Origin of the sequence: Clostridium sp. HBUAS56017 (genome assembly GCF_007115085.1) — a bacterium.
GTDB classification, from domain to species: Bacteria; Bacillota; Clostridia; order Clostridiales; family Clostridiaceae; genus Clostridium; species Clostridium cibarium.
On record NZ_SULK01000001.1, the window covers coordinates 236,324 to 252,698 of the forward strand.

Genomic DNA, 16,375 nt, shown 5'->3' on the forward strand with positions numbered 1-16,375 from the left:
CTTAAATTCAATGTATAAGAATGTAATGTATTCTATTTTAATTATAGTATTTATAAATGTAGTTATTTCAATAAGTGATCATATTACTGAATTTTTGTTTGCAAACTGTATGGGAATATCTACGTTTCAAATTAATAGCAACATTTTTTTTTATTTCACATTTGCTTTTGTTATTTTATTAATATCGTGTATAATGTGCCAAATTTTCAAAACAGTCTTTTTTAAAACAAAGAAAATATGTACTAATTTTCATAAATCTAAAAACAAGTAATCAACATAGAAAAAATTTTGTCTTCTATGTTGATTTATGCCTTATATTTTAAATACCCTTAAAATATAAGGCATAATTAAAATAAGAAAGGTGGTTTCATATGTCAATCTTAGCTTTTGATATATTGTATCCATTAATCATGACACTTCTAGTTGCTATACCTACATATTTGTTAAGCAATGTTACAAATAAAATACAATTTTCTATATACTTTACTACATGTTACTTATTACTTGTTCTTTTGATAATTAAAAATAAATCCGATAATGCAATACAAATACAGATATTTTTATCAGCAATTTATTTTTATATTTCTAATAAAAATATCATGCATTCTATAATAACTCCACTTTTAGTATTCTTTATTACTGCCGTTAGTGATACAATTAGTGGCTTATTTTTTATGAAAGTTTTAAATATAAGCTATATGGATATGAAAACAAATTTAAATTTATATTTTTCAGTAGGTGTATTAATACTTTTTTTGACTATTCTTATTAGCAAATTGATACAAAAAGTGTATTTGGATGTTGTTATTAATAATATCTTTTTAACAAAACTTAAAAATTATAATCATATTATGATTTTTACCTCTATTACTATTACTGTACTTCTATTGTCATATATTTTTATGCTGAGATTTTTTCTTAAGTTTGTTAACGAAAATTTCATTGCTTTATATACATTGTCAGTGTTCTTTTTCTTAACGATATTTATATTGGTAATTTATTTTGCACTTCGTTTCATTAAATTATCAATAAAGCAAACCTTTATTGATAAAGAAAACAAGCAACTAAAAGAATATTCTACAATGCTTGAAAATATGTCAACTGACTTAAGACGATTTAAACATGATTATATAAATATCCTTTCAACCCTTGGAGAATTTATTAACGAAGAAGATATAAATGGACTTAAAGGTTATTATAGTAAAGAGTTGCTACCAGAGAGTGAAAAAATAATTAATAGAGATAAATATGTATCACTACTTAAAAATATTAAAATTACTCCACTAAAGGCTCTAATATCTTCAAAAATAATTTATGCTCAATCAAGAGGTATAGACACTAGAGTTGAAATATTAGATGAAATTGATGATCTTCCTATTAGAACCTTTGATATATGCAGGATAATAGGAATATTCTTAGATAACGCAATAGAAGCTACCTTATTATGCGATAAAAAATTTATTCATTTAGCCTTTGTAAAAACTGATGATTCTATAGTTATTATTATTTTAAATACCTGCTTAGAGGATTCTCCTCCAGTCTATAAAATTTATGACAAAGATTTTTCAACTAAAGGAACTGATAGAGGAATAGGTTTGAAAACAGTTAAAGATATGCTAAATGATAGTTATAAACATATCTTATTAAACACTACAATGGAAAACTGCATTTTTAAACAAGAAATGATTATAAATAAAAGCGATAACTAATTTTAGTTATCGCTTTTATTTATCTTCTAGTCTACCTTATATAATGATTTAGGAATATTTGTTTCTTCAAAACACCAAAAAAAACATAAAGATGATGATGTAGTTGCAGCTAACATAGCAATTGCAGAAATAAGTAGTGCTATAGATTTCTTAAATTTAAAAGACTTCATTTTTCACTTACCCCTTTCCAAGTATCGTTTACATACTAATTATAACATAATTTACATATTGTTTTCATAACTTTTATGTAAAGTTTACTATTTTTTAATAAAAGAAAAAGTATCTAAACAAAGTTTTCCTTTGTTTAGATACTTTTAAATCTTCCTTTATAATAATACTTGCCTTCTTAGTAGAACCTTACTGATAATTAAAGCATATCATAAAGTTCAAACAAATCAGAAATATCTATTTCTCCATCTTTATTAACATCTGCATTTTTCTCATTAATCTTGTTGCTTGGATTTAATAAATACTTCTTCAATGCAATAGAATCAGCCATTGTAACTTCACCGTCTCCATCTACGTCTCCTAGAAGTACATCTGGACCATTACCGTTATCATCCATATAAGATGAAATCCATGCAAATGGTGCGTTCCAGTTAATTGTAATTTCATTAGTTGACCATGATTCTATATTATCCATAAAGCATTTTTCTGAAGCCATTTCTCCTGGTTGCCATCCTGAACCCTTTACCCATGGATCTTGTAATCCTGAATTTGGTCCACCTGACATACATCCTGCTGGTGCATGTGGGAATGCAGGGTCAGTTTGATATGACCAGAAACGATGATGTGGATTTTCTAATGGATTAGAACCATATCCAGTTATATAACTTTGAACATTTGGATTACATCCAAGTAGATAGTCCATAACTCTTGAAGCACCATCAATATACTTACTTGTATTTGGACTAAAATCATTTGCATAAGCCATTAATATAGCAGAGTTAGCGACAAATGAATTTGATCCCCATGGAAGTCCTGTGATTTTCTTAGTTGAATCTGAAGGAAGTCCTGCTTGTGTAGATGATAATTCACTTTCATTAATTGGAATACCATATCCCTGATTATTTTCTATATCGATAAATTTATCAGCTGCTGCCTTTATATTATCTCTAGCCTTTTCAACATCTGCAGAAGGTAAATTAGTCTTTACTGAAGCTAAAGTAATAGTTCCTAATCCTTGAACATTACCCCAGTCAAAGCATCCAACTGTACCATTATCTTCTCCTCCAGTTAATGTAGTAGGCATTTCTAAATAATGCTTAGAACTCTTAGCATAATCAAGATATTGTTGATCCCCTGTAGTTGCATATAATTCACATGCTGCCCAGTAGAATTCATCTCCTACATAGTTATCACCGTAAGCTCCACCACCTACGCTACCTTTAATAGGAGCTAAAATATCTGGATGCTTCTCTGCTGCTTGCCATGCTGTTTCAGCTGCATCTTGGCATGTTTTCGCAAACTTTGGATCTATATCCTTCCATAAACGAGCTGCTTGTGAAGTAACTGCTGCAAAGTTCAATGTAGCTGCTGTACTTGGTGGTTGTAAATAACGATCTTCATCATCTTGGTCAGGTCTCATTCCTAGAGCAGTCCAACGTTCATCATGAGCTTTATGATGTACCATACCAGCATATTCTTGATTAAGTTCCTTTGGTATTTGCATCTTTAAGAACATTTCTACATTCCAACGAGATTCATCAAGAATATCAGGAATATTATTGCCACTTTCAGGGATATTCATTGTGTTATCTCCAAATGGAGCCTTTGTTAAATCTTGTCCCTTTTCTTTAGCTCTTTCATATTGATTCATCATAGTCCAGGTAGAAATACCACCATTTACTATATACTTACCATGGTCTCCAGCATCATACCAACCACCAGTTACATCTAGTGAATAGTTACCTGGATACCAATTTGCTTCACCATCTGAAGTAGTTTTAGCATTTTGTAAAATATCCTTTGGATGTCCAGCTGGTCTAGCCAAATCTTTAGTTCCGCAATATGGCATTTTTATCTCTATACCACTTCTATTGTGATAGAAATATTTTATTGCATCAGACTTCATCTTTGTATATAAATTCTTGCCTATTTCAAAAGGTAAACTTTCATAGCTAGATACCTTTGCTTGAACATCTGACTTATTAACTGCTAATTTATATCCCTTTCCTTCTTGCTTAAAGTATGAGAAATCAATTGTGTGTACTTTATCTCCTGAAGCATGATCATCTCCAAATACTGTTGTCATTCCTGAATCAACAACATTATTGCTAGAATCTAATAACTTCCAAGGAATAGGACTTGTAGATTCTGATAATACAGTAGCCTTCTTTTCACGATTTGGAAGATATCCAACTTGGTTTACACGTATTGCATTAGTTGGTTCTGGTGTTGTTTTTTTGTAACCAATAAATTGTGGATCATCTAAATATATATTATCAAAAGAGAACTTATATCCCATTTCTGATGCAGCACAATCTCCAGCTAAGTGGAATGCAAATTCACATTTAGGATCAGTTTCATCATTCATAGTGAACTCTGAAGTTACTGTTTTGGGAACACCTGCTTGTAAATCATATGGATTCCAGTTGTTATTCCAGTATTCTTTATATGGTTTACCTTGTTGACCTATCTTAGGATATATCTTACAGTTATGATCTGCAGTAACTGTAAACTTTACAGTGTAGTGATGTCCTCTTTCAAGTGTTAATCCTCTATGACGGAATTGTACTGCCCATCTATTATCCTTAGTAGGTGGTGTTTGAATCTTATTTATAGTAACATTGTAAGTTCCTCCTGAAATATCAAAAGTACCTTCTGCTGGATAAGTTTCAACTTCTGTCCATGGCAATCCAACACGATTTTCAAATGTACTATTTCTTATTAAGTGACCTTGGCTTTCATATTCATCGTTACTATTAGAAGCACTTGTTAAGTTCACTTCAGCAGCATTAACCTTTGAATTGCTATAGTTTGCAGTAGGTGTAACTAAAGTTACACTTACTGTCATAGCTGAAAGAACCAAACATAATAATTTTTTCTTTATCATTCTTTCTCCCCCTTAAATTTTTATAACTTTTCACACCAAATTACAACATATCATAAAGTGCAAATAAATCACTAAGATCGATTTCCTTATCATCGTTAATATCAGAATTTGCTTCATTTATTTTATAACTAGGGTTTAATAAGTATTTCTTTAAAGCAATGCTGTCTGCCATAGTAACTTCACCATCACCATCAACATCACCTTTAAGTACTGGACTTGGTAACTCTGAAACAAGGTTTGCATAAGTTCCGTTAGCAATTGCAATTTCTGATTGAGCCCAGAAACGGTGATAATGGAAAACTGGGTCTTCTCCTTTATCATAAGCTTCCTTCAACATGTTATATTGAGGATCTTTTTTATACTTAGAACGAATGTCAATAAACTTAATTCCTGGCTTAATTATATCTCCATTAGCCATCTTTCCTGAATATCCACTTGGAACAAATACTTCTTGCTCAAAGAACTTTTTATAATCAGCTCTCTTTTCTGGTGAAGATAATCCCTTATCATCTTGATAGCTATTCCACATACGGTCAAGTAATTCTTTAGAAAGCTTTTGAGCTGACATATCATACTGACCATTATATAAGGTGTCTTTATATTTATGAGAACCTGCAGCATAATACATTAATGTATTTGCTAAAGATGCTGCTGGTCCAAGATCTTGTGAATAATCCTTTACTTTTACATGAAGATCAGGATTTCCTGTATATGATCCATCCCATGTATCAGGCTTTCCTGACCATTCTAAGTTAGAAGGAACTTCAAAAGTTCCATCATCTTTAAGATGAACTTCTCCCTTAACCCAATTAACCCATTTATCAAGAAGTTTACCAGCCTTTTGATCTCCTGTATTATAGAAATATTCAGCTATACGTTGCATTGACCAAACTTGCATACCAAACCATTGATTACTTGGTGGATCATGATAAACTGGTGCTTCATCATAAGCCATTCCATAGAATGTTGTAGTTCCTGCTGGATACTTACTGTTACTACCATTTTCATCAGTAGTATATGAATTTGTAGCACCACCTGCTATAGCACCTTCTGAACTTTGTAACCATTGATAGAATTCAAGTTGACGTTTTAAACTCTTAGCCCAATCTGATTGACCATTTTGAGACTTAGGCTTAAAGTCCTTAGAAGTTGACATAATCCAAGCTGTCATTGGATTTTGATATCCAAAGTGATTATGTCCACAAGATATCTTCCAAGACCAATCTGCATTGTCACTTCCACCCCAAGAATAGTACCAACCTAATAAGTAGTGTTGATTAGTTCCTTGTTTTTGATTATCTGATCCTATACCTATTTCTCTAAAGTATTTATCAAACATTGAGTATCTTAAATAGTCACCCATTTTTGTTGCTTTTGATACTTCATTATTTACATTTGATCCTTGTTCCTTAGCCCATTGATCTGCCCAATAAGTTGCTTGAACTGCACGAGCATCTGCATCAGAAGCTATTGTATATCTCCATTGTTTTGAATAGCTATCATCTGCATTAAAGATATCTAAGAAACCATTTCCTTTGTCTCCACCCCATTTAAATTTTTCATATGATGGATGAGTGATTGCTTTCCATACTGACTCGCTAGATCCTCTTTGATAGTTGTTAATGTACGCTGGATTAGTGTCATTTGCATTTCCACGATTTCCATAACCATACCAGTTATCTGTATCTAAAAGCCAATGCATTCCATACATTTCATCTGTACCATAAGCACTCTTTAAATCGTTACATATTGGATCTTGTCCAACAGGTGCGTTTGCATCTCTTCTACTTGGATATTTGTTAATTGATACATATTCATTTATGAAATCTGCAGGATCATTAGGTTTATAAGTATTTAATCCCTTTTGATCTACTCCATGAGGTATAGCGTAAGTATCTGCTGATTGCCATGCATCCTTAAATGCAGACCAATCATTAGTGAACTTACCATACATAGCTTCTAACCACATATAGTAACTATAACCTTCACTTGTTGTTTCATGTCCATAATCAGGACCTTCAACCATTAATGTTTCAACTGAATGATATGGAACCCTTAAAGTTTTTCCATCACTTGTTTTAATTTCTCTAAAATATCCATTGCTTGGATCATGTATTTTTTCTCTTAAATCTAAGAAATGTTGTTTATACTTTGCACTCTCTTCATCATTTGCAGCCTGAGCTGTTGAAGTTAGCACTGGTGATAATACAAATGTAGCACTAAGAACAGCTGCTAATATTAATTTAGATTTTGCCTTTATCACTATAAATCCCCCCTAAGTTTTTTAAATATATATTGTGAATTCCTTTGCATTTAGTTATTAATTTACCTTACCTCCTTATTTAATTTCTCAATGCATTGGATTAACAATCGCTTTTTGTTTTACTATACATAAATTTACTAAAGTAAATCATATATATCATATAAATCTGCAATATCAACTTCACCATCATTATTTACATCTGCTGCTTTTGTGTTGATATCACCTGATTTTCCAAGTAAATATTTTTTTAATGCTATAACATCACTCATTGTGATTTGTCCATCTCCATCTACATCGCCTAGCAATACACTTTTTTCATAAGTATATTGAACCATTCCAGATAAAGCACCAACTAAACCAGCATTGTAATCAATTGCAACTTCAGTAAATTGATATTGATTTATATCCTCTACATAATTGTCATTTGCATCTGGTCCACCTACTAATGCTCCAGTTAATACATGCTTTGCTTCTTTTTCATTGTCATGGTTGTCGTTAGTATATCCATTAGCTGCTCTATGATGTGGATGTTTTGGATAGTTTGAACCAAATCCAACTACATATGACATGTTTTTTGGATTTTTACCTAATATATAATCTAACTGAGACTTTGCAAAATTCTTCAAAGACTCATCTTTAGTTTGCTTATAATATGCTAAAGCTAGCATTGATTCTGCAGCAGAATACCTAAGCACTCCCCATTCAGTTAAATACTTTAATCCACCTGGTGTTGTTTTTATTGAATTCTTCCAATAATCCAAGTTGTACTTCATAGCACTTTTATATTTAGCTTCTCCTGTTATTTCAGCTAATTTTAAAATTACAGGAAGTTTCATACTATTCCAACACATTGTCCAATTATCATCTAAAGAACTTGAATTTGACATTATTAATTCTTTAGCATCGCTTAAATACTGATTATCCCCCGCAGCTTTATAAAGCCAAGTTGCTGCCCAAGCTAAATCATCATTATATTGAGATGAAACATAATAGCTTTGCCCATTACCGCATCCCCTATTATTTTTTCCCATATTATATAATTCCTTAGCTGCCTGCAAACATTTATTTGCATAGGAGATGTCTTTACCTTTATAATTCAAATACATTAAACTTAATGCTGCTGAGGTTTCTCCTAAGACATCTGATGCTGGCTTACCTGAATCAGCTACAAATAGCGTCTTTCTCGATCCAGGTTGTTTTTCAGGGCTTCCCCAATAATTATGATCTACGTCTCCGTCACCCACTTGATAATAGAATATGTTTTGAGTTGGATGACATTTCAAGAAATAATCTGTAAAATGTTTTAATTGTTGAAGTTGTTTTGATGTATTTCCACTAAGGTCAAATCCATCTTTAAATTCATATAATGCCCATCCCATTACTGAAGCTGCATAACCTTGAGGAAGTCCAAATTTTACATGGTCTCCGGCATCATGATACCCCCCAGATAAATCAAGCCCTACATCACTTCCATCAGTTGTATGACAAGCACCTCTCCAATCAAATTCGTTGTTTTCTCCAGCATCTTTACCACACTTATTGGCATCATAAAATATTATTGAATCTTTTAATGCAGTCTTATAATCCATGCCTTCGCTAGCCCTAGCAATACGTCCTGGAATAATGGCTGTAGCCATTATTCCTAAGGCAGTAATTAATGCTATATAACTTCTACTTTTTTTAATCATCTTTTTCCCCCCCCACTTTAATTCTCAAAACAAAGCATAATTAATGATTTTTTAATCATCACTGTCTTATGCTAGAAAACATAACCTTTATTTTGAAACTTATTTTTTATTGCTTATAACAAATCATAAAGTGCAAATAAATCAGAGATATCTACTTCCTTATCTTGATTGATATCTGCATTCTTTTCATTTATCTTATTTTCAGGTGATATTAAATATTTCTTTAAAGCAATACAGTCTGCCATAGTTACTTCTCCATCACCATCAACATCACCTATAACAAGATAAGGTTTGTTTTTATCACTCATAGCCTTAGCACTATCCATAATTACATTTGCAATTGAACTAGGATATAATACACGGAACCCATCATAATCTGGATAGTCTTGTTTTCCATCAAATCCTACAGCAGTTAAAATCCAGAACATTGACCCTGCTCCACCATAATTTAACACTGTATCATTCCATGTCTTATAAACACTCTCTTGATTGCTCTTAATACCATATTCCTCAAGAACTGCTGGCTTATTGACCGCTTTAGCTGCATCAATATGATCCTTTATCCATTGAGTACCCCATTCTACTGATCTTCCCCATCCATCTGGATATAGGTGATAAGTACCATAATCTATAGAAGGAAGTGCTACTATTTTATCCCAATCTACACCTGCTCCTCCGTTATAATCATAATCACTACTATATTTACTGTCTTTTCTGTTAAAGAAACCTTCATCTCCAACTGCTACCATATGATCTGGATCGATACTCTTTATATATTCACTCATTTCCTTAACCCAGTTATAAAGAGTAGCTCCTGATTGATCATCTCCACATCTAGGTTCATTACCAAGTTCCCAAGTCATAATAGTTGGATCATCTTTATACTTAACTCCTGTCAATGAATTTGTTCTATTTAAGAAATGATTTATATAATTTTTATATGCTGTTTTGCAAGCCTCATTTGTGTAGAATTTGTCATGACTACCTGCTCCTGTCCATTGAACATACTTATCTATTCCACCAAAATCCTTCCAGTTATTTATAAATGGAATAACTAATTTCATACCAGCTTCTTGAGCCTTTTTAACAACATAATCAAATTTCTTAAATCCATTTTCATCATATACACCAAGACTTGGTTGTAAAACTATATCACAGCTCTTATCTCCATCAAGAAATCCCCAAGTACGCATTACTTTTAACCCCATAGTTTTTGCTTTATTAAATACATCATCAACCATATAATCTGGAGCATAAGGCAAATAATAATTATTTGTACCTTGGAAATAGAATGAACTTCCATCTAAAGAAAATTCACTTCCATTAGCTTTTACAAATCCACTTTTTGATTTAGTTGGATCTGTTGGTTGTGGATTATCTTGAGATTTAGCATCTAACACCAAATGACATACTGATAACTGAGGTACTTCATAAGTAAAACTGTTATCCTTTATATTTGTAATTGAATCTTTTTCCTTAATATCTGAACTGTCTTTATCAAATCCCCAAACCTTACCTGATGTATACTTTTTATCTCCAGCAAGGTTTACATTAATCTTCATTGGTTTATCATAATTCTTATTAATTAAAATTACATGAAGTTTATTACTATCTTTACTATCAACTGCTGAATAGACAGATGAATTTTCTATATCAGATGTATTCGCTTTTACCTTTATATCACCATAAGTTGAATTTTTCCCATCGTAATTTCTATATAAATTGAAAGCAGCTTGTGTATAATTTGTATCTCCATTAAATCCCCAAAGTGAAGCGAAATATACATTTTGGTTTGCAAAAATACCAAAAGCATCTGCTTGTGCTATTCCACCTGAAATATGGTCACCGCCACCAAAATTATATTCAGTAATAGCAAGTTTTGTTCCTGGATAATATTTATTTATTGATGCTTGCATTTTAGGAATAATTGGTGTTTGATCTTTACACCATTGTCCTATCCAACTATCTTCTTTATAGTTTGAATCCCATAAAGTTCTTGTTGCTTGTATACGTGCCTTATTGCACTCTATATTACTAGGATCATTTTTTTCTGTTACTCTAACTCCTCCACCTTTAGCTTCTGGATAATAATGAAAATCAAATACATCAAGTAGTCTCTTTCCTTCAGTAGTTTCAGCTTGCTTCATTTTATCTAGATAATAATCTACAAACCAAGAATATTTACCTTCAGCTTTAGCTGCATCCCAATCTGAAGCTTTTTGAAGTGATTGATACGCCATCATTCCATATAAAGCTGGTCCAAAAATTTCTGCCTTTGGATCTACATCTTTAACTGCTTTAGAATAGGCTATACTCTTTTCTAAAAGTTCGCTACAAGTAACATTTTTAGGATGTATTCTTGAATGTGTACTTGACCATAATCCTGGTTCATTATCTAATGAATATCCCTTTATTCCTGTGGTTGTATCGGCTTTACCATATTTCTTTGTCAAGAAATTTACAAACTCATCCATATAAACTGCATTATCATTTACATCTGGAGTATCTGCAAAAGCACTATCTTTTTTAGGTTTTACTTCTAACCATCTTGATGATGGTGCAACTTCTGCTTCTGAAACAGGTCCACTCTTATCCTTAGCTACATACCCTGCCATCTGCAAAGTTACTAACGAATATTTTGAATTTGTTTTCAAGGCACCATCGTGGAATGAAGTTACAACTTGTCCAGGTATATTTTGTTCTGAATAAGGACTATTCATATTTAAATAATTATCACTTTGATGCTTATAATCACTACCGGCATTGGAAGCATTATTCTCCCAATTATAACCAGTAAATCTATTTCCTCCATCTCTTAAAGCTGTGGCAACTTGTGTTATTGTCCCTTGATTTCCTCCGAAATCATTATTTGATCCATATATATATGGACTAATATCTTGTCTTTCTGAATTTGTATCTATACTTACGTTTATATTATTAACTTGTCCTTCTTCTGCATTAACCATGTTATATGAGGCAAAAGAAGAAGTTACTGCAAAAGCTAAACATAAGGAAACTAACTTTTTTAATTTCATTTTAATCACCTACCAAATTATTGAATATTCTTATAACAACGCTTCAAGCTCGTATAAATCAGCTATATCTATTTCTCCATCCTTATTTATATCTGCTGCTTTTTCATTAATCTCAACCTTAGTTGAAATTAAATATTTCTTTAGTAATATCATATCTGTTAGTGTTACTTCACCATCACCATCAAGATCCCCAAGTTTAACTTCCTTACCTCCTTTTTCAGGAGTGATTCCATAAACTAGAACACCGTCATCATATACTGGTATCTTATTTGTTTGTTTTGGCGCTTCTCCAGGGGTTTTCTCTATTTCCTCATATGAGAAATCATTAGAGTTATCCCAATAGGTTGCATTTTGATCAATAGATGGTGCTAATATTCTAAATTGAACTTCTTTTCTGTAATGCTGTTGCCCTCCAGGATATATCTTAGTTCCTGTAAAGTCTGCATTAACGTAATATATATTATTTTTTTCATCCCAAGGTATTAAATTTGATACCTTAGCTCCCTGATTGTAATTTGTACTTACTTTAATATCTTCAGCCTTATATCCAGCCTTCACAATTTCACTTATGTCTATAAAATATTTGAAAGAAAGTTTATCTCCAACCTTTGCTGGCCAACCTGTTTTGTTATATAAAAGAGCTTTTATTTCCATGAAATTAGGCCCGCTGGCATTTACAGCTGCTTCTACATAAAACTCATCATTAGTTTTAGGTTCTATTGACTTAAAGTTTTCTATAGGTTCTCCTCCGTGTGCCTTATACATTTTGGCTAATGCCCCAACAAAACCAGCATTATAATCGCATGCTACTTCGTTATGAGTGAAGTCTTCAACATCATCTATATAACTATCGTCAGCACTAGGTCCTCCTACTAATCCTCCATAAAGGACATGTCTCTCATATCCAGGCACTCCTTTCTTATCTAACCAAGATCCTTGTGCTCCTCTATGATGTGGATTTTTGGGAGAATTAGTACCAAAACCCACTTCAAAACTTCTTCCTGTACTTCCTAAAGCATAGTTTAATTGACTTTCCATAAAGTCTTTATATATTGAAACCTTTGATGGTGTACATCCTGACCACTCCGAATATACTCCTGCTAAAAAAGCTGTAGTAGTTGCATATCTAAGTGAGCCCCATGAACTTAACCATGCTAATCCCTTTGGTGTATATTGAACACGATTTCCATCGTAACCTGTTGTCCAATAATCTAAATTTCTCTCTGCACTCTCTTTATAAATCGGATTATTTGTTATTCTCGCTAAAAGAATTTGCGCACCAAAATGAACATCATCCCAACATTGTCCCCATCTATATGAGATTGTTGTCGTTTGCTGTTCAACTCCCCAATGACTAACATATCCTTCTGCTTTTTCTAAATATGAATTATCATTAGTTGCAAGATACAACCAAGTTGCCGCCCATGAAAGTTCATCCCAGAATCCACTACTTACAGAATAATATGATGATGCTGCTTTATATCCAACATCACTTTTAGTTTCATCTGCAAATTCAAATAATTCCTTTGCATGTTTTAGACAAGTTTCAGAGTACTCTGGATCAGTATCTTTGAAAATAATAGCAGCTGATGCAAGTGATGCTGCTGTTTCTCCACATACAGTTGTTCCAGGATTTTCTTTATCTAACTTAAATGATGGTCTTTCCATCTGCATTACTTCTGGAGGTCCCCACCAATTATGATCTTTTCCTCCATCTCCAACTTGATAATAATAAACATCTTTTTCTGGATGACATTTTATAAAATAATCATTAGCCCATTTTATCGAATCCTTAATGTACTTAAGCTGTCCACTTTTTTCATATGCATCTTTATCTTCATACACAGACCAAGCTAACATTGTTGCTGTATAAGACATTGGTAAATTAAATTTCACGTGATCTCCAGCATCGTAAAAACCACCTGTAAGATCTAAGCCAGCATCTGACCCGTCTTCCATTCCTGAGTCATTTCTCCAATTATCTCTTTTATCTGAAGGTAACTTACCAGAACGTTGAAAATCATAAAACATTATAGATTTTTGTAATGCTTCACCATAATTGAAAGTCTTATCTTCTGCTGCAATACTTATATCACTTGGCATTATTCCAGATGTACAAAAAGTAAGAATCAATAAAACTACAACTTCCTTAATTATTTTTTTCACTACTATCATCCCTTCTAAAAAATTACATTCAAACCAACTTATTGCTGACTAATCTTTATAGAAATCTATAAAGATTAGTCACAATAATTTATTTTATGGGGAATACCCTATCCTAGTTGGTTAATTTATATTTATCTTTCCAAATTGTACAGTAACAGGTACACGTTTTTTATTAGTATCTAATAAAGTTGTTTTTCTGAATTCTGTTATTGCTGTTTCTCCTTTTGCTGCAGTATCTTTTACCTTGAATTTCAAAGTAACAAATACACCTTCTTCCTTTATTTCAGCATTTGCCTTACCTATTGGCATATATCCAATTCCTATGAACTTGCTTGCTGGTATGATATTACCATCAGCATCTCCTTTACTAGGAATTATTGAACCAAATTCATAACCAGTACACTCTAAAACACTTGTATCATAGTTAAGGTTTAGTGATGCAGAAAGAATGCCTCCAGTAGGAATATTCTTAATTAAAACTGGAACATTAAATGTTTCACCTACTTTAACATTCACTGCATCTGTCTTAATTAAAGGAGTAGTTACTGGTACATCTGTTTTTATTACATTAACAATTAAACTTTGTGCATTTCCATGGTTAAATACAAAATTAAGTGTAGCTTGTCCTAATGGTAATTTGCCTAAGTAAGTTTTACTTAATACAATACCATTGCTTCCTTCTGTGTAATCTTGTCCTTTTACTAAAGTAGTATCACCATTCTTAATTGCTTCAATAGTATTTCCGTTGTATTCTATTCCCACTGAAATATCAGCTGGTTTACTTTGGTCAAATTCTACCTTTGTATTAGCTAATTTTGAATCAACCACAACTTCTGTTTTGCTGACTTTAACTGTCAATGTTTCACTACTTCCGTTGCTAAAAGTAAATTTAAGTGTAGTTTGTCCTAATGGTAATTTGCTTAAGTAAGTTTTACTTAATACAACCCCATTGCTTCCTTCTGTATAATCTTCTCCTTTTACCAATGTACTACTGCCATTAGTAATTGTTTTAAGAGTATTGTTGTTGTATTCTATTCCCACTGAAATATCAGCTGGCTTAGTTTGATCAAAATTCACTTCTGTTTCTTTTAACTTAGCATCTTTACTAACTGGTGGCTGTCCACCTATATTTACTGATCCATCTGCAAAGTTTACTTTGTATGGTTTGCTCTTTTCAGCACCAGTTGGCATGTATTGGAATGTTCCCTTTGTTGCAAATGTAATTGGGCTAGTTCCTTTTGATGCTGTGTCTTTTATAGTCATAGTAATATTACATAATACTCCATCTTGTCCAATTGATTCTGTTGGATCATCATTTGATGTTGAATTCATATATAATACTTTTACTATTCCACCTGGAAGTATGCTTCCATGGAATGTTGATGTTGGATTTGGGCAATTTGTTGCTGGTTCTACCTTTACATTTTCAAACTTAGTTGTATCATATTGTAGACGGAAGTTATATCCATATACTGCCTTATCCTTTTCAATTCCCTTTACTGTTACTGGTACTACTACAGTATCTCCAGGATTACCATTAACATCTGCTACTTTTACATCTAGAAGATCACCTACAACATTAATTATTAATGTTGGATCATTTCCATTGTCGAAGTCAAATACAAGAGTTATTTGTCCAGTAAATTGGCTTAAGTAATCTTTACTTAATACTACTTGTCCATTAACTATTGTGTAGTCTTTTCCTTCTACTAAAACTTTATTTCCATTTTTTATTGCCTTAAGAGTATTCCCATTGTATTCTACTCCCACAGTAATATCTGCTGGGTTAGTTTGATCAAAATTCACTTCTGTTTCTTTTAACTTAGCATCTTTACTAACTGGTGGTTGTCCACCTATATTTACTGATCCATCTGCAAAATTTACTTTGTATGGTTTACTCTTTTGAGCATCTTTTGGCATGTATTGGAATGTTCCCTTTGTTGCAAATGTAACTGGGCTAACTCCTTTTGATGCTGTATCTTTTATAGTCATAGTAACATTACATAATACTCCATCTTGTCCAATTGATTCTGTTGGATCATCATTTGATGTTGAATTCATATATAGTACTTTTACTATTCCACCTGGAAGTATGCTTCCATGGAATGTTGATGTTGGATTTGGACAATCTTTTCCTGGCTCTACCTTTACATTTTCAAATTTAGTTGTATCATATTGTAAACGGAAGTTGTATCCATATACTCCTTTATCCTTTTGAATTCCTTTTACTGTTACTGGCACTACTACAGTATCTCCAGGGTTACCAGTAACTTCTCCAACTTTTACATCAAGAAGATCACCTACTACATCAATTACTAGTGTTGGATCATTTCCATTATCAAAGTCAAATACAAGAGTTATTTGTCCGTTAACAAATTGACTTAAGTAATCTTTACTTAATACTACTTTTCCATTAACTATTGTATAGTCTTTTCCTTCTACTAAAACTTTATCTCCAT

At 32.2% G+C, this 16,375-nt stretch carries 8 protein-coding genes; 1 reads left to right on the forward strand and 7 read right to left on the reverse strand.

Going from position 1 to position 16,375, the window contains the following annotated elements; genetic code table 11:
* The first annotated feature begins 371 nt into the window (after window positions 1–371).
* The gene (locus tag FAY47_RS01375) at window positions 372–1,709 is read left to right on the forward strand and encodes a GHKL domain-containing protein (protein ID WP_143314607.1); all 1,338 of its coding nucleotides are present in this window, start codon (window positions 372–374) and stop codon (window positions 1,707–1,709) included.
* 26 nt (window positions 1,710–1,735) lie between these two features.
* Here the strand turns inward: FAY47_RS01375 and FAY47_RS01380 are convergent, their stop codons facing one another.
* From FAY47_RS01380 to FAY47_RS01410, 7 genes are all read right to left on the reverse strand, one after another.
* Complete coding sequence (locus FAY47_RS01380; protein WP_143314608.1) at window positions 1,736–1,879, reverse strand: cyclic lactone autoinducer peptide; 144 nt, start codon at window positions 1,877–1,879, stop codon at window positions 1,736–1,738.
* Between the two features lie 197 nt (window positions 1,880–2,076).
* A complete protein-coding gene (locus FAY47_RS01385; RefSeq protein ID WP_243129500.1) occupies window positions 2,077–4,764 on the reverse strand; it encodes a glycoside hydrolase family 9 protein in 2,688 nt (895 codons plus the stop codon).
* Window positions 4,765–4,804: 40 nt separating this feature from the next.
* On the reverse strand, window positions 4,805–7,027 hold the full coding sequence (locus tag FAY47_RS01390) for a glycoside hydrolase family 48 protein (RefSeq protein ID WP_143314609.1): 2,223 nt from the start codon (window positions 7,025–7,027) through the stop codon (window positions 4,805–4,807).
* A gap of 137 nt (window positions 7,028–7,164) precedes the next feature.
* Window positions 7,165–8,664, reverse strand: a complete 1,500-nt coding sequence (locus FAY47_RS01395) for a glycoside hydrolase family 9 protein (protein WP_243129517.1) — start codon at window positions 8,662–8,664, stop codon at window positions 7,165–7,167.
* Between the two features lie 164 nt (window positions 8,665–8,828).
* Window positions 8,829–11,750, reverse strand: coding sequence for a glycoside hydrolase family 44 protein (locus FAY47_RS20765; protein WP_243129502.1), 2,922 nt, complete (start codon window positions 11,748–11,750; stop codon window positions 8,829–8,831).
* A gap of 30 nt (window positions 11,751–11,780) precedes the next feature.
* Window positions 11,781–13,853 (reverse strand): glycoside hydrolase family 9 protein, encoded by a 2,073-nt coding sequence (locus FAY47_RS01405; protein ID WP_243129518.1) that lies wholly within the window; start codon window positions 13,851–13,853, stop codon window positions 11,781–11,783.
* Window positions 13,854–14,036: 183 nt separating this feature from the next.
* Window positions 14,037–16,375 (reverse strand): X2-like carbohydrate binding domain-containing protein (locus FAY47_RS01410; RefSeq protein ID WP_243129503.1); only part of this gene is annotated, 2,339 nt, incomplete at its 5' end.